Annotated in this window: 12 protein-coding genes and 1 pseudogene; 1 reads left to right on the top strand and 12 read right to left on the bottom strand. The window is 65.0% G+C overall.

Going from position 1 to position 14,427, the window contains the following annotated elements; translation table 11 throughout:
• Nucleotides 1-41: 41 nt before the first annotated feature.
• The 4 genes from AC57B8_RS10750 to AC57B8_RS10735 are packed head-to-tail and all read right to left on the bottom strand — an operon-like array spanning nt 42 to nt 5,533.
• Nucleotides 42-3,149, bottom strand: coding sequence for a DEAD/DEAH box helicase (locus tag AC57B8_RS10750; protein ID WP_496479596.1), 3,108 nt, complete (start codon nt 3,147-3,149; stop codon nt 42-44).
• A gap of 7 nt (nt 3,150-3,156) precedes the next feature.
• Nucleotides 3,157-3,615, bottom strand: coding sequence for a hypothetical protein (locus AC57B8_RS10745; protein ID WP_496479595.1), 459 nt, complete (start codon nt 3,613-3,615; stop codon nt 3,157-3,159).
• A 14-nt stretch (nt 3,616-3,629) separates the two neighbouring features.
• Nucleotides 3,630-4,130 (bottom strand): hypothetical protein, encoded by a 501-nt coding sequence (locus AC57B8_RS10740; RefSeq protein WP_496479594.1) that lies wholly within the window; start codon nt 4,128-4,130, stop codon nt 3,630-3,632.
• On the bottom strand, nt 4,127-5,533 hold the full coding sequence (locus tag AC57B8_RS10735; RefSeq protein ID WP_496479593.1) for a hypothetical protein: 1,407 nt from the start codon (nt 5,531-5,533) through the stop codon (nt 4,127-4,129). Before AC57B8_RS10735 ends, AC57B8_RS10740 begins: the two co-directional genes overlap by 4 nt.
• 541 nt (nt 5,534-6,074) lie before the next feature.
• Here AC57B8_RS10735 and AC57B8_RS10730 point away from each other — a divergent pair.
• Nucleotides 6,075-6,986, top strand: a complete 912-nt coding sequence (locus AC57B8_RS10730; RefSeq protein ID WP_496479592.1) for a TniQ family protein — start codon at nt 6,075-6,077, stop codon at nt 6,984-6,986.
• 201 nt (nt 6,987-7,187) lie between these two features.
• Here AC57B8_RS10730 and AC57B8_RS10725 read toward each other — a convergent pair.
• From AC57B8_RS10725 to AC57B8_RS10690, 8 genes and pseudogenes are all read right to left on the bottom strand, one after another.
• Nucleotides 7,188-7,481 (bottom strand): annotated as a pseudogene (locus tag AC57B8_RS10725) (GTP-binding protein); the annotation flags it as partial.
• Nucleotides 7,482-7,622: 141 nt separating this feature from the next.
• On the bottom strand, nt 7,623-9,725 hold the full coding sequence (fusA, locus tag AC57B8_RS10720) for an elongation factor G (protein WP_062478855.1): 2,103 nt from the start codon (nt 9,723-9,725) through the stop codon (nt 7,623-7,625).
• A 97-nt stretch (nt 9,726-9,822) separates the two neighbouring features.
• A complete protein-coding gene (rpsG, locus tag AC57B8_RS10715; RefSeq protein WP_007829591.1) occupies nt 9,823-10,296 on the bottom strand; it encodes a 30S ribosomal protein S7 in 474 nt (157 codons plus the stop codon).
• Nucleotides 10,297-10,443: 147 nt separating this feature from the next.
• Nucleotides 10,444-10,821, bottom strand: coding sequence for a 30S ribosomal protein S12 (gene rpsL, locus AC57B8_RS10710; RefSeq protein ID WP_013543948.1), 378 nt, complete (start codon nt 10,819-10,821; stop codon nt 10,444-10,446).
• Between the two features lie 202 nt (nt 10,822-11,023).
• Complete coding sequence (locus AC57B8_RS10705) at nt 11,024-12,193, bottom strand: D-alanyl-D-alanine carboxypeptidase family protein (RefSeq protein WP_070061890.1); 1,170 nt, start codon at nt 12,191-12,193, stop codon at nt 11,024-11,026.
• Nucleotides 12,194-12,233: 40 nt separating this feature from the next.
• A complete protein-coding gene (locus AC57B8_RS10700) occupies nt 12,234-12,866 on the bottom strand; it encodes an alpha/beta hydrolase (protein WP_070061889.1) in 633 nt (210 codons plus the stop codon).
• Nucleotides 12,867-12,936: 70 nt separating this feature from the next.
• Complete coding sequence (locus tag AC57B8_RS10695) at nt 12,937-13,290, bottom strand: (2Fe-2S) ferredoxin domain-containing protein (RefSeq protein WP_062478851.1); 354 nt, start codon at nt 13,288-13,290, stop codon at nt 12,937-12,939.
• A 21-nt stretch (nt 13,291-13,311) separates the two neighbouring features.
• Nucleotides 13,312-14,424, bottom strand: coding sequence for a VanZ family protein (locus AC57B8_RS10690; protein ID WP_496479591.1), 1,113 nt, complete (start codon nt 14,422-14,424; stop codon nt 13,312-13,314).
• Between the last annotated feature and the right edge of the window lie 3 nt (nt 14,425-14,427).

Genomic DNA, 14,427 nt, shown 5'->3' with positions numbered 1-14,427 from the left:
CAACGCAACGGCGCTGGTGGTGGGCTCGAGCTGATAAAGGATCAGGAGATGACCCAATCGGCAAGCCGGCGCCAGCCGGGGTCGTCGGATTGAACCTCGACACATTCGAGAGTTCCGCGACGCTTGCCTTCCTGGATCAATGCGTGGACTGGGCCGCCGCGCCCCGGGCTCAACGCCCGTCGATGGCCCAGCACGATCACTGCCTCGCGAGCCCGCGACAACGCGACGTTCAGGCGGTGTCGGTCAAGCAGGAATTGCACCCCGCCACCACTGCGGGTCATCATCAAGATCACGGCGTCGGCTTCGCCGCCTTGCACGGCGTCGACTGTGGTGACTTCCAAGTCGAAGGTTTGCCGAGTGCCCTGCAGCGCATGCTGCACTGCCTTGCGCTGAGCTTCGTAGGGACAGATGACCAGGGCGTGGCGAATCTGCTTCCGGTTGAGCGCGCTCAGGCGCTGGAGCAGGGCCAGCAGCGCCTCGCGCTCGGTGACGTTCTCCTGCGAACTTGACCCTTCGGCTTGAACGTGGCGGTAGTCCTGGACGCGGGAGAAGTCGAGGAACATGACCCGGCGACGTGTCAGGCGCCAGCGTCCGCCGTGCCGCGCCGAGGTAAGGCGGCCTTCGTAGAACAGGTGGCCAACAAGGTCACCAATGTCGGCATGCATGCGGTGCTGCTGCGTCAGCATGCCCTTCTTGTGGACGGGCAGCTGTTCAAAGAGATCCTGAAAGGTGTTGCGCGCCAGCAAGTCCTTCACTTCGTCGAAAGGCAGTCGGTAGCCGATGTGGGGATCCAGCGCTTCGCTGGTCACGGTGGGCGGCAACTGGTTGTGATCCCCCACCATCACCACGCGGCGTGCAACGGAACACGGGATCATCAGCTCCGCACCGAAGGCCTTGCCGGTCTCGTCGATGATGGCGATGTCGAACGAGCGGTCCCACAGCGCGTAGTCGCGCCGGGCCATGCCGACGCAGGTGACCGCATGCACATGGCGTGAGCCCAGCAACCAGCGCGAAGCGGCTTGCCGGCCTTCCGGCGTGCGCAGCACCGCGGCCCATCGCGCACCCGGGCCCTCGTCGGTGGGCAGCCCACGCGCGCCCGGATCGAGCGCACCGATCAAGGCTTGGTGCCAGATGGTTTCGAGCCCCGAACCCTGGATGCGCTCCACCCCCGCATAGCGTACGCTCCCCGCCTCCAGCCAGGGCGCCTTCTCCAGCAGGTCGCCGAGCAGCTTGGTGACCGCCACGTGCGTGGGGGCGGTCATCAGGATGGTCGGCCACGCGGACTCGTCGCCTTCCGGGAAGATAGACAGCAGCCACTTGACGAGGGTCGTAGTCTTGCCCGTGCCAGGCGGTCCCCAGATGGCCACGACGTCGGTGTCCGTCGCAAGTAGCTGCGCGACCGCCTCGCTGCCGAGTGTTTCGTTGGGAACCGTCTCGCCGGGCAGCCCCATCAGCGTGGTGTGGACACCCGTCGATGCGAAGCGTCCCTGGATCGTGCGCTCCAGGGCACGCGACAGGGTCTGCTGTTGCGCCCCTTCATGGGCCAGTTCCAGCCAGTGAATTTCGAACGGCGCGACTTCGCGCATTGAGGCCTGTGGCGGCACCGATAGTTCCAGCGTCAGCAGCCCGAGCTTCGGGTCGATCCATCGGGCTGACGCCACGTCCCAGGCGGCGTGCGAGTGACAGGCCCTCAAGCGGGAGCCGGCCGGGGTCTGCAGCGAAGCAGACAACCACGAAGGCGTCTTTCCGCCCACCAGAAGTACCGTCAGGAGCCGGCCCTGGCGCTTCTGCTCGGTCACCACCACGCCGATGGAGCGGCTGGTGCGCAGGTGTTCCTCCTGGTCCTGGTAGATCATGGACAGCTTGCGCAGTCGCAGCGCTGTGCGCTGCTGCAACGTGCGCGACTGCAAGCTGCCGAGTTCGTCGCGGATGGCGTCGAGGAACGGCACGAACTGCGAGCCACCAAGTTGGGCGTCGTCATCCGTGCCGGAGACAAAGGCACACAGTTCCGCGTGCACACGCATCGACAGCGGCGGAGCGGGCTCGGCGTGCAGGTGGACGGCTTTCAACTCGAAGGCCATCAGTGCGAGGCTGGGTTCGGTCTCCAGCGTCACGTCGCCGATCGAGAACGCGAGCCGTCCAGAATCCATTTCATGCAGGCGCCAGGGCGGGTCGGTCTCCGGGTGCGCCGCGAGGCGCTCGGAGGCCACGGTCAGCTGCGCGAGTTGCGCTTGCTGGATTGCCAAGCGGATCTCCGACCAGCGGCTCCGGTTTCCATGGACACTTGGGTTCAACTGGACGTGGAGCGCCTGTGCGCCGCCGGACTGGCACAGGTCGCTGAGCGTCCACACCTCCGGATAGACATCGACCTGCTGGCCAGGCAGCAGGTCCGCCGCGTCGACATCGCGCCCGGCGTGCAGCAGCAACGGTACGCCGTGGGCTTCCAGATAGACGTCATTGGCGTCGCGGCGTTGCACCACCGCCTTCAATGGCTCTCGTCCATCCGACAGATTGGCTTCCAGCAGCGGTCGGCGGCGCGTCGACAGTGCCACGGTGCGGGCGACATGGTCGACGGCGACCACCATAGCGCGACCCGGGTCACCGCCTTCGCCGTCGAGTGTCCGGACCGCGTAGCCGTGCAGCGAACGAGGCAGCGTGCCACCGTCAACGGCGTCGATGCAGGCGCCCCACCGCGGAAAGTTGCCAGGGAGTTGCAGCTTGTCTGTGTCCGGGAGTCCGCCGGCATCGTCATGGTCTGCAAGCGAACCTTGCAGGGCCTCCAGGTGCACCCGCTCTGCGGCCACGCGCCCCAGCGCCAACTCCAGCTCCAACGTGGCCCGCTGCAAGGGCACACCCTCCCGGGGACCAAAGCGTTGTCGGCGAACGGAACGAGCCTTTTCGAGGCACCGCGTCAGGTCGGCTTCTACGGTCTTGCGCACGGTTAGCTCGCTGGCGACCAGCCGCGCGAACGATTCGAGGTAGCCCGCGAGCAACTGTCGGCGTGCCGCCGCGTCGACTTGCTGCAGTTGCGCATGCTGCCCGTTCAGCCGCGCGATCTCCGCATCGACTTCGGCGGTGCGACGGTGGTTCCACCAGGACACGGCGGTGGCCGTCAGCGTGACGCCGGTCGAGAGCAGGAGCCAGATCATCTGACGCTCATTTGCTCAGTTTGACCAGTTGCTCGGACAACCTCAGCAAATCCTGGCGGGTGTCCCGACGCACCTGCGCGTCGACCTGATCGGACGTCAATTCGGCCATCAGCAGATCGAACAGGCCCAGCAGTTTCTCCTGCGCCCTGTTGATCGTCTGCAGCGACGCAAGATGCTGGAGCGTCGTGGCTTGCTCCTTCTTCAATTCGAGTTCGGCCTTGGTCAGGTCTGACCGGGCCACGCCAACACGTCCGATCCACTCCACCCGCTTGCTCTGCAGTTCCTGGTACGACTTGATCACGCCGAAGATCGAGTCCACGACGCCGATGGCTTCCTTGATGATGTCCAGCCGGCCCTTGTCGCGGGCGGCGTCCGCCTTGATCTGCTCGAGGACGATCTTGGGGTCGCCGTCACGGCTTGACGCAGAGGTACCGTTCGCGGGCAAGTTGATTTTGAGCGGGGCCATGGGTGCTCCTTGATTCAGTAGGTGGTCTGATGGTGGTATTCCAACGCGGCCTGGAACTGGCGCCAGACGTCGTCGAGTTCGGCGGTCATCGCATCGATGCGGTCGAGATCGGGCAAGTCGTGGTCCCGCAGGCGGGCCAGTTCGTCCCAGGTCAGCAGGACGGCACCGACGCAGGCCTTGACCAGTTGCGCCAGTCGGTCCCGCACCTGCTGGCGTTGGGCCATGTCCGCCTGGGCCCGTTCGATCTGCAGCTTCAGTTGCGCGCGTTCGGCCTCCAGCCGCCCGGCTTCGGCCGGAAGTAGGTCGCGCAGCCCGTCGCGGTGCGCCACGGCGGTGCGGTACTGCAGGATCGAGTCGACGACCCCGGCGACGGCGGATACCGCCTCGAGCAGCATGACTACTGGGTTCGCCTTCGCTGCGGCGGCGCCCATCCCCTTGCGAAGGCCCAGCTTCTGCGCTTCCTGTGCGATGCCGGCCATGAACCGCAGGGCGTGCTTTGGAGTCGGTGTGGTCATGATCTGATCTCGAGGACGACCCACGTGCAGGCAGAGACGTGGCCGCCCAGCAAAGAGGGTTCGGGCAGCGGCGGGAAGTCGGTCCCGTCGCGTGCGAATTCGCGTGTGCGACCGTCCGGCCGCCTTGTCCAGCAGGTCCGGGTCCAGGGCTCCAGATACACCGTCCGCTCGATCGGCGCGTCCGGCGCTGCAGCGGTCAGTTTCACCATAAGCAGCTGGTGGGCATGGTCGGCCACGTCGGCGGGACAGAAGGGTGTGGGTCCGAGTGGCTCGAAGGCGGACCAGAGGCCTGCCAGGATCCAGTGTTCCGGCACATCGAGCCACACAGTTCGTGAAGGCTTCCTGCCGTCGCGCTGCGCAAGTACCACGAGGCCGTGATCGTCCAGTAGCACCGCGAGCTGCGACTGCGCGGGGGCGTCGATCACGGCGCGCAGGGACGCCACCGGCAGGGCATCGCCCACGGACTGGAGGAAGCCGTCCTCGGACCTGCGGGCATGTGGCGGGCAGGGCCACGACCGGGGGTAGTCCGGTTCCGCTGTCGACGTGGCGGGCGGCAGGAATTGCTGCTGCCCGGGTGCTGCGCTGACGAACAGGCCGCGCAGCGGCTTCCTGTTGTGCGAACTTGCACGGGCCAGCGACGCAGCGAGCGCGCGCCCCCGCCCGGTCAGCAGGTCGCCGCTGACTAGGCCTTCTCCCTCCAGCACTGCGAGCATGCGTGCCAGTGCACGCTCGAGCAGGCCGGTCGAGTCGCGGATCGCGGCCATGGGGGTGCCCCGGTCGAGTTCGTCCAGCAGGTACAGCATGGCTGGATCGCAGGTGCGCGGCTTGCGGGGTTCGGCCCACAGCCGGAAGGGTAGTGCACTGAACGGCATCCGGATGCGAGGTGACTCGGGGCAGGGTTGGCAGTCCCGCAGGCTGGCGATGACATGCGCCCTGCGCGCGTTCTTATGGCTCAGCCACAGGTCCGGCATGCGCACGTCAAGCACCCGCACCCGGTGCGACTGGTGCAGGCTCAACACGTCGCCTGGCCGGCGGACGCGGCCCCACGACATCTCCGCGAGCGGCACATGGGTCTTGAAACCATCGCATGCGAGCACCGCATGCCGGGCTTCCAGAGCGATCACCGTGCCGTCCAGTTCATCGCCCGGCTTCAGGTGCGCCATGGCCTCGCGAACGCGGGCCTCGTCCACGGCGGATAGGCTGGCGATCCAGCCACCGCGGTCGCTTGGCGAGATCAGCACGAACTCGACGGTGTCGCCGATCGACACGACTTCAGTGGCGTCCTGGACGAAGTGGGGCGCCATCTCGCCCAGGAACACCACGGCCTGGAAGCCGCTGGCGTCGATGTTCGCATGTTTCGACCCGACGTACCGGACGGTGCCCTTGTGGACGTCGCCGGGCATCAAGTTCCGAGCCGCGTGCGGTGACGGTCGGGGGGACGTTTCGGGGGAACCCGAGGTGGGGACGGATGCCTGCAACGCCTGAAACAGCGAACTGAAGACGTCTAGCAGCCCCATCGATCGTTCTCCCTTGGCGCGATCCGGGGCAGCCCCGCGCGAAACAATTTGCACCAGATTGTGCCGTGAACTGGCGAAGCAGGGGCGAGGCATGGAAATGCCTGCAACCTTGTCGCTGACGCATACAGCCTCAGCCTTTCTAGGAAGCCATGGCTGAACGCTGAGTTTCTGGGCGTCTTCTATGGCACCCACCCGTCGGTCGTTGGTGGACACCATGCTGGTCAGTCAGTCGGCCTCTACCAAGATGAGTTGGCCGGTTTACGAGAGACTAGGCTCGGCTCCACGTTCAGGACGTGCGATGCCGGCGAGGCGGGCTCCAAGTTGGACAAATGGCCTCGAGGAGAACACCATCGCCGACTGATCGCCCCTCAGGGAGCCAACGCGAGCGGCCCGAGCCGCTGTCACACGGGCGGGGGCCAATGTGGACATGTCGGAAATCGAAGTGCAGATCTCGCTCTGGCCATTTCACTTCAAGCCACTTGAAGATGAACTGCTGAGCATCTGGCTCATACGCCTGGCTCACGCGCACGGCTACAAGGTGGAGCAGCTGTGCACCATGCTGCTCGGCCGCGGTCGCCGGCTGTGGAACTCGGACGTCGACAAGTTTCAGTCCCCGCTCCTGAGGGATGCACTCAAACGAGTGACCGGCATCACCGATGCCCAACTGGATGCGGCGAGCCTGCACTCCTTCGAAGGGTACATCTCCGACTACTTCAACGCGCAAGGCGGCAGCTGCTGGGTCGTGCCCCTTCACATCTACCACCGGACTCGGAAGAGTCCAGGCCTGAGCTACTGCCCCGCCTGCTTGGCCAGCGATAGCATTCCGTATTTTCGCCGTACCTGGCGCCTATCCTTCGCGACGGTCTGCCCTGGCCATGGGGTGGAGTTGTTGGACGCCTGCCCTGAGTGCTCGGCCCCGCTCGCGCCACATCGCGTGGACATCGGACCCAACGGCTTCGTGCCTGGACCAGACCGGATCGTCTATTGCCCCGCCTGCGGACACGATCTGCGCAAGACGGCATCCAGCGCTGCCCAGCCGCTGCTGACGGAGTGGACGTCACGGCTTCTCGCTGCCAGTCGCGACGGCTACATCGGCTGGGGTGCACGCGAGGGCGTGCACTCGATCCTGTTCTTCAACGGCTTGCGCATGCTGGTCAGCGCGATTAGAAAACGGGTGGTACATGCCGAAGGAAACGGCTCGCCGACGAGAAATTTCGATTTCCTTACCGTCGCACAACGACGCGAGACGATGATCCATGTGGTGACCGCCATCGCGCAAGGACCCGAAGGGCTGCAGGCTGTCCGCGCCGAAGTAGAACTGAGCCACCGCGCCGCTTGAATCGTGAGCCAGGGGTGGAAGCCGACGCAGCAATGGTCGACTGTGGATAAGTGTATGTCTTGCCTTGTTCTGTGACCTCCTTTCGCTTCTTGTGATCGAACTCATAAGGCGCGAAGGGCGTAGCCCGTAGCGCCTTGCTACGAGCAGTAGTCGTCAATCGGTGGCGTCGGTTGGATCGGCCTTGGCGCCTGTCTTGCGGGTCTGCTCCCTGGCCTTGATGCGCTTCTTCNCGTAGTCGGCGTGGCCGGGGCAGTCCACGTGTGCGTAGTGGCGGTTGGCCGTTTCGTACTCGACGTGCGCGGTGTTGATCGTGATGCCGCGGGCCTTTTCTTCAGGCGCTGCGTCGATCTGGTCGTAAGCCTTGGCTTCGCCGCCGAACTTGGCCGACAGCACGGTGGCGATCGCAGCCGTCAGCGTGGTCTTGCCGTGGTCAACGTGACCGATCGTGCCCACGTTCACGTGCGGCTTGGTGCGGGTGAATTTACCTTTTGCCATTTTTCAATCCTTGAAAGAGCATGTCCCGTGTGTTGGTTTTATGTCTGCATCCGATTGCTGGTTCGCCCCGCACGGGAACAGGGCGGCACCGGATCGCAGACAAGAAGGGCCGCGCACTGCGCGGCCCCACATTCTTGAAACTTACTTCGAGCGAGCGGCCACGATGGCTTCAGCGACGTTACGCGGAGCTTCAGCGTAGTGCTTGAACTCCATCGTGTAGGTGGCGCGGCCTTGCGTGGCCGAGCGCAGCGTCGTCGAGTAGCCGAACATTTCCGACAGCGGGACTTCAGCCTTGATGAGCTTGCCGCCACCGATCATGTCGTCCATGCCCTGCACCATGCCGCGACGGCTGGACAGGTCGCCCATCACGTTGCCGGCGTAGTCTTCAGGCGTTTCGACTTCCACGGCCATCATCGGCTCGAGGATGACCGGGCTGGCCTTGCGGGCGCCTTCCTTGAAGCCGAAGATCGCGGCCATCTTGAACGCCATTTCGTTCGAGTCCACGTCGTGGTACGAACCGAAGTGCAGCGTGACCTTGACGTCGACGACGGGGTAGCCCGCCAGCACGCCTTGCGTCAGTGCTTCCACAACGCCCTTTTCCACTGCGGGGATGTATTCGCGAGGAACCACACCGCCCTTGATGGCGTCGACGAACTCAAAGCCCTTGCCGGCTTCCTGCGGCTCGATCTTCAGGATGACGTGACCGTACTGGCCCTTACCACCCGACTGGCGAACGAACTTGCCTTCGGCTTCTTCGACGGTCTTGCGGATCGTTTCGCGGTAAGCCACTTGCGGCTTGCCCACGTTGGCTTCCACGCCGAATTCGCGCTTCATGCGGTCCACGATGATTTCGAGGTGCAGTTCGCCCATGCCGGAGATGATGGTCTGGCCGGATTCTTCGTCGGTGCGCACGCGGAACGACGGATCTTCCGAAGCCAGGCGCTGCAGGGCGATGCCCATCTTTTCCTGGTCGGCCTTGGTCTTGGGCTCGACGGCCTGCGAGATCACGGGCTCGGGGAATTCCATGCGTTCCAGCGTGATCATGGCGTTCGGGTCACACAGGGTTTCGCCCGTGGTGACGTCCTTCAGGCCCACGCAAGCGGCGATGTCGCCGGCACGGATTTCTTCGATTTCGAGACGTTCGTTGGCGTGCATCTGCACGATACGGCCGATACGCTCTTTCTTGCCCTTGACCGGGTTGTAGACGGTGTCGCCCTTGCTCAGAACGCCCGAGTACACGCGCACGAAGGTCAGCTGGCCGACGTAGGGGTCGGTCATGAGCTTGAATGCCAGCGCCGAGAACTTCTCGCCGTCGTCGGCCTTGCGGGTCACGTCTTGCTCGTCGTCGTCCGTGCCGTGCACCGGAGGAATGTCCAGCGGCGAAGGCATCAGTTCGATCACGGCGTCGAGCATGCGCTGCACGCCCTTGTTCTTGAACGCGCTGCCGCACAGCATCGGCTGGATTTCGCCGGCGATCGTGCGCGTGCGCAGACCGTGGGTGATTTCTTCGAGCGTCAGGTCACCTTCTTCAAGGTACTTGTTCATCAGCTCTTCCGAAGCTTCGGCCGCGCTTTCGACCATCTTCTCGCGCCATTCCTTGGCCAGCTCGACCAGCTCGGCGGGGATCTCGCGCGTTTCGAACTTCATGCCTTGCGAGGCTTCGTCCCAGAAGATCGCCTTCATCAGACGCAGGTCGACCACGCCCTGGAACTTGTCTTCGGCACCGATCGGAATCACGATCGGCACGGGGTTGGCCTTCAGGCGGTCGACCATCATCTGGCGAACGCGGAAGAAGTTGGCGCCGATGCGGTCCATCTTGTTGACGAACGCCAGACGCGGCACCTTGTACTTGTTGGCCTGGCGCCAGACGGTTTCCGATTGGGGCTGCACGCCGCCGACCGAGTCGTACACCATGACGGCGCCGTCCAGCACGCGCATCGAGCGCTCGACTTCAATGGTGAAGTCCACGTGGCCGGGGGTGTCGATGATGTTGATGCGGTGCTCGGGCAGCGAGTGGTCCATGCCCTTCCAGAAGCAGGTCACGGCAGCCGAGGTGATCGTGATGCCACGCTCTTGTTCCTGCTCCATCCAGTCGGTCGTTGCCGCGCCATCGTGCACTTCGCCGAGCTTGTGGGTCACGCCCGTGTAGAACAGGATACGTTCGGTGGTGGTGGTCTTGCCGGCGTCGATGTGCGCGGAGATACCGATGTTGCGGTAGCGCTCGATGGGGGTCTTGCGGGACATGATGTACTTTCGGGTTTAAATGCGTTGAGCGCTGGGCGTCGAGTACGGGCGATTTCGCCCGGTACTCAACCCCCAACGCTCAAGAGACGTGTGTTTTTTAGAAGCGGAAGTGGCTGAAGGCGCGGTTGGCTTCTGCCATGCGGTGCACTTCGTCGCGCTTCTTCATGGCACCGCCACGGCCTTCCGTGGCTTCCATCAGTTCGTTGGCCAGACGCAGGGCCATCGACTTCTCACCGCGCTTGCGGGCAGCTTCCTTGATCCAGCGCATCGACAGGGCGAGGCGACGGACAGGACGGACTTCGACCGGCACCTGGTAGTTCGCACCACCGACGCGGCGCGACTTCACTTCGACCATCGGCTTCACGTTGTTGATGGCAACGGTGAACGCTTCGAGGGGGTCCTTGTCCGGGTTCTTCTTCTCGATGAAGTCGAGGGCACCGTAAATGATGCGCTCGGCAACAGCCTTCTTGCCGCCTTCCATGATCACGTTCATGAATTTGGACAGCTCGACATTGCCGTACTTGGGATCCGGCAGGATTTCACGTTTGGGGACTTCGCGACGACGTGGCATTTTTCTAACCTCTTTGCTTCAGTTGGCATCGTTTCCGATACCGCGAGAGCCAGTCAGGACTCTCACTTACTCGACCCGACATTGGGTCACTTCGTTCGACAAGCCCGCCAAGGCCATCGAACACCGCTTGTTTTCTGACAGAAAGGCTTAAGCCTTCTTGGGACGCTTCGCGCCGTACTTGGAACGCGACTGCTTGCGGTCTTTCACGCCTTGCAGGTCGAGCGAACCGCGCACGATGTGGTAACGCACACCGGGCAAGTCCTTGACACGACCGCCGCGAACCAGCACGACGCTGTGTTCTTGCAGGTTGTGGCCTTCGCCGCCGATGTAGGAGATGACTTCGAAGCCATTGGTCAGACGGACCTTGGCAACTTTACGAAGCGCCGAGTTGGGCTTCTTGGGCGTCGTGGTGTAGACGCGGGTGCAGACACCGCGACGTTGCGGCGAGTTCTGCATGGCAGGGCTCTTCGAATTGATCTTTTCGACCGTTCGACCCTGACGCACCAGTTGATTGATGGTTGGCATGAATGAATTAGTCCCAAAACAACCCGACTTTGGTAGTGAAACCACCCTTGGTCGTGACTCAAGGAAGCCGGGAATAACGAAAACGTGAAACCCTTCGGAAAATTCCGAAAAGCCCACGAGTATAGCAGGCAGGTCTGAAATGGCAATGTCAGGCGCCTGGACGCCCGCCACCACCCATTTCAAGGCCTTTTTTGCCCGCCTCTTACTTGATCCAGAGACGCACAGCGTCCCAGGCGCGGCCGAAGACGCCGGCCTGCTCGACCGGCTCCAGGGCGACCAGCGGCACGTCCGCCAGGGGCTGGTCGTCCAGCGTGACCTTGAGCGAGCCGACGGCCTGGTACTTGGTGAACGGCGCGACCAGCGGATCGGGGCGCGACACCTGCGTCTTGATCTTGCTGGCGGAACCGGTCGGCACGGCGACCACGATGGCCTCGGGGCGGCCCAGCTTCAGCACGTTGGCCTTGCCCTTCCAGACGGCGGGCGTGGCGGCCGGCTGGCCGGCGTCGAACAGGCGCACGGCGTCGTAGGCCGTGTAGCCCCAGTTCAGCAGCTTCTGCGACTCGTTGGCGCGCACGGCCTCGCTGCTGGCGCCCAGCACGATCGACAGCAGGCGGCGGCCGCCGGTCAGGTTCGGGAAATCGCGCTTGGCGGTGGCGATCATGCAGTAGCCGGCGGCGTCGGTGTGGCCGGTCTTCAGGCCGTCGACGGTCGGGTCGCGGAACAGCAGCAGGTTGCGGTTGGTGTCGTTGGTCGACGGGGTGCCCGGGTAGCGGTACTTCTTGATGGCGTAGTACTTGGCTTCCTCGGGGAAGTCGCGCACCAGGCGCGTGGCCAGGATGCTCAGGTCGCGCGCGGTGGTGGTGTGGCCGGGCGCCGTGAGGCCTTCGGGGTTCTTGTAGGTGGTGTTCTTCATGCCCAGCACCTTGGCCTGGGCGTTCATCATCTCGACGAAGTGCTCCACCGTGCCGCCCACGCCTTCGGCCAGCGCGACCGTGGCGTCGTTGCCCGACTGCACGATCACGCCCTTGATCAGGTCTTCCACCGGCACCTGCATCTTGGGATCGATGAACATGCGCGAACCGGGCATCTTCCAGGCGCGCGGGCTCACCGGCAGGGTCTGGGTCAGCGTGATCTTCTTGGCGCGCAGCGCATCGAACGCGACGTACGCGGTCATCAGCTTGGTGAGCGATGCCGGCTCGACGGGGCTGTCGATGTCCTTCTGCGCCAGGATCTGGTTCGCGGTCACGTCCAGCAGCAGGTAGCTGCGCGCGGCGATTTCAGGCGGGGCCGGCATCTGGGCGGCGGCGATCACGCCAACCGAGGCAGCAGCGGTCAGCACCAGTGCGCGAAGCGCAGTGAAAAAACGATTCATGGAGAGTGTGGGAAGAGGCGGAAACAAGCCTGAAAGGCTTTCATTCGGTGCCCGCGCGCAGATGGCGGGCGACCAGGCTTTTGAGCAGCGGCAATTGTCCGTGAAAGAAATGGCCGCCCCCGGGAATAACCGTGACAGGGAGTGACTGGGGACGCGCCCAGTCCATCACGGCGGCGAGAGGCACGGTGTCGTCGGCTTCGCCATGGACCACCAGCGCGCGCTCGTGCGCCTCGGCCGGCAGCGTGGCCACCGAGAAACGCGAGGCGGCCGTGCCCACCAGCACCAGTTGCCGCACGTCGCGCGCGGCCCAGAGCTTCTCGGCCGCGCAGCTGGCCACGAACGCACCGAAGGAAAAGCCGGCAATGGCCAATTGGCCTTCGGGCGCGAGCTGGCCGACGACATGCAGCATGTCCTCGAGCTCGCCGCGCCCTTCATCGTGAGCGCCTTCGCTGGCGCCGACGCCGCGGAAGTTGAAGCGCACGGCCGTCCAGCCGCAGGACACGAAGGCGCGGGCCAGGGTCTGCACGACCTTGTTGTCCATCGTGCCGCCGAACAGCGGGTGCGGATGGGCGATCACCGCGATGCCGCGCGCGTCGCCGGACGGCAGGTCGCGCTGCACCTCGATCACGCCCGCGGCGCCCTGGAGGCTGATTTTTTCGGTCTGGGAGTTCATGGCGCTGGGGTTGGCTGGGCCGGCGATGCCGGCAACGTGCACGGTACGAGCACGGGGTCCGCAGGAAAGTTCAGCGGCCGACGTCGGGCGGTAGCAGCAGCCGCTCGACGACCTGGCCGTTCTTCAGGTGCGACTCGACGATCTCGTCGATGTCCTCGGCGTCCACGAAGGTGTACCAGACCGCCTCCGGATAGACCACCGCGACGGGCCCGCCCGCGCAGCGGTCGAGGCAGCCGGCCTTGTTGACGCGCACCTTGCCGGGCCCGGCGAGCCCCTGCTCCTTCACCTTGGCCTTGCAGCGGTCAAAGCCTTCCTGCGCGTTGTGCAGGGCACAGGAGTCTTCACCGTTCTTGCGTTCGTTCAGGCAGAAGAAGATGTGGCGGCCGTAGTAGCCGGACGGCGCGGCGGGAGTGGTGCTGGGCATCGACCGATTTTATGAGCGTGCTCAGGGCAGCGCGGGACGGCGGCGCCGCGACAGCGCAGCCACCACGTAGACCAGCACCGCGAAGGGCCAGCCCCAGCCCAGCCACTGGGCCAGGCCATGGAAGCGGATGAAGCGGCCCTGCTCCCAGGTGGCCAGGGTCTGCGCGAAGTAGGCGCTCTCGGGCGCCTGGTTCAGCAGGCTCAGCTGCAGCACGAGCCCCATGAGCAGCAGTGCGCCGCACAGCCGGCGCGGCGCAAAGAGCAGCAGCACGCCCGCGAACACCGCCGCGGCCAACCCGACCTGCACCGGCAGATCGAGCCAGGCCCACGCATGCTCGGGGCCGTAGCTCATGGCCGCCGACAGCGCCGAGGCCGCGACGCCCGCGAGCAGGATGAGCGGCAGCAGCACCGCGCGCTGCACCACGTTGCGTGCCACCAGGTAGCCCAGCAGGCACGGCACCAGCGCCCCGAGCATCACGCACAGCAGTTCCACGGCCGGCACCAACGGTTCCAGCTCGAACTGGCGCACCGGCAGCCAGTCGATGAAGGGCGTGTCGAGCAGCCACTCGGAAATCGTCGCCTCCAGCCGTTCGAACACCTGGCCGAGGCCGAAGGTGACGGCGGCGGGGAACAGCAGCGCAAAGGGCCAGAGCGCGAGCAGCACGAGGCCGCCGCGCGCGTCTTCGACGAACCATTGCGAGCGCACGCGGCTCCAGTGGGCGATCGCCCCCAGCCGCTCCAGCGCCGCGGCCAGCACCGCGCCGAGCACCGTGCCCGCGATGTTCAGCCCCAGGTCGACATTGGAAGGAATGCGCGCCGGCAAATAGCTCTGCAGCGTCTCCATGGCAAAGGCGATCGCCGCGCCTGCCACCGTGGCGCGCAACAGCGCACGCCACACACTGTGACTGCTGCCCGTGCGCAGCACGCTCAGCGCACACAGAAAACCGAAGGGCACGTAGCCCGCCACGTTCACCCCGAAATCGAAACCCGTCCAGTACTTGGGCCAGGGCGCCGACAGGTAGGCCCAGGGCGCGATCCCCTGGTCACGCCAGTCGGCGAAGGGGTACAGGCTGGCATAGACGATCAGCGCCGCATAGGCCAGCGCCAGGGGGAGCGCGGCAGACTTGTGCGGCATGTC

It is taken from the genome of Variovorax sp. BGA-UO-ETr-C22 (assembly GCF_059567965.1).
Note: the sequence above shows the minus strand (reverse complement) of the source record. Positions and strands in the feature narration are given on the sequence as shown.

Coding starts and splice junctions, on each gene's coding strand:
- AC57B8_RS10750 (WP_496479596.1), bottom strand. CDS start 3,149: ATGATCTGGCTCCTGCTCTCGACCGGCGTCACGCTGACGGCCACCGCC.
- AC57B8_RS10695 (WP_062478851.1), bottom strand. CDS start 13,290: ATGCCCAGCACCACTCCCGCCGCGCCGTCCGGCTACTACGGCCGCCAC.
- rpsL (WP_013543948.1), bottom strand. CDS start 10,821: ATGCCAACCATCAATCAACTGGTGCGTCAGGGTCGAACGGTCGAAAAG.
- AC57B8_RS10690 (WP_496479591.1), bottom strand. CDS start 14,424: ATGCCGCACAAGTCTGCCGCGCTCCCCCTGGCGCTGGCCTATGCGGCG.
- AC57B8_RS10705 (WP_070061890.1), bottom strand. CDS start 12,193: ATGAATCGTTTTTTCACTGCGCTTCGCGCACTGGTGCTGACCGCTGCT.
- AC57B8_RS10735 (WP_496479593.1), bottom strand. CDS start 5,533: ATGCCCGGCGACGTCCACAAGGGCACCGTCCGGTACGTCGGGTCGAAA.
- rpsG (WP_007829591.1), bottom strand. CDS start 10,296: ATGCCACGTCGTCGCGAAGTCCCCAAACGTGAAATCCTGCCGGATCCC.
- AC57B8_RS10730 (WP_496479592.1), top strand. CDS start 6,075: ATGTCGGAAATCGAAGTGCAGATCTCGCTCTGGCCATTTCACTTCAAG.
- fusA (WP_062478855.1), bottom strand. CDS start 9,725: ATGTCCCGCAAGACCCCCATCGAGCGCTACCGCAACATCGGTATCTCC.
- AC57B8_RS10745 (WP_496479595.1), bottom strand. CDS start 3,615: ATGGCCCCGCTCAAAATCAACTTGCCCGCGAACGGTACCTCTGCGTCA.
- AC57B8_RS10700 (WP_070061889.1), bottom strand. CDS start 12,866: ATGAACTCCCAGACCGAAAAAATCAGCCTCCAGGGCGCCGCGGGCGTG.
- AC57B8_RS10740 (WP_496479594.1), bottom strand. CDS start 4,130: ATGACCACACCGACTCCAAAGCACGCCCTGCGGTTCATGGCCGGCATC.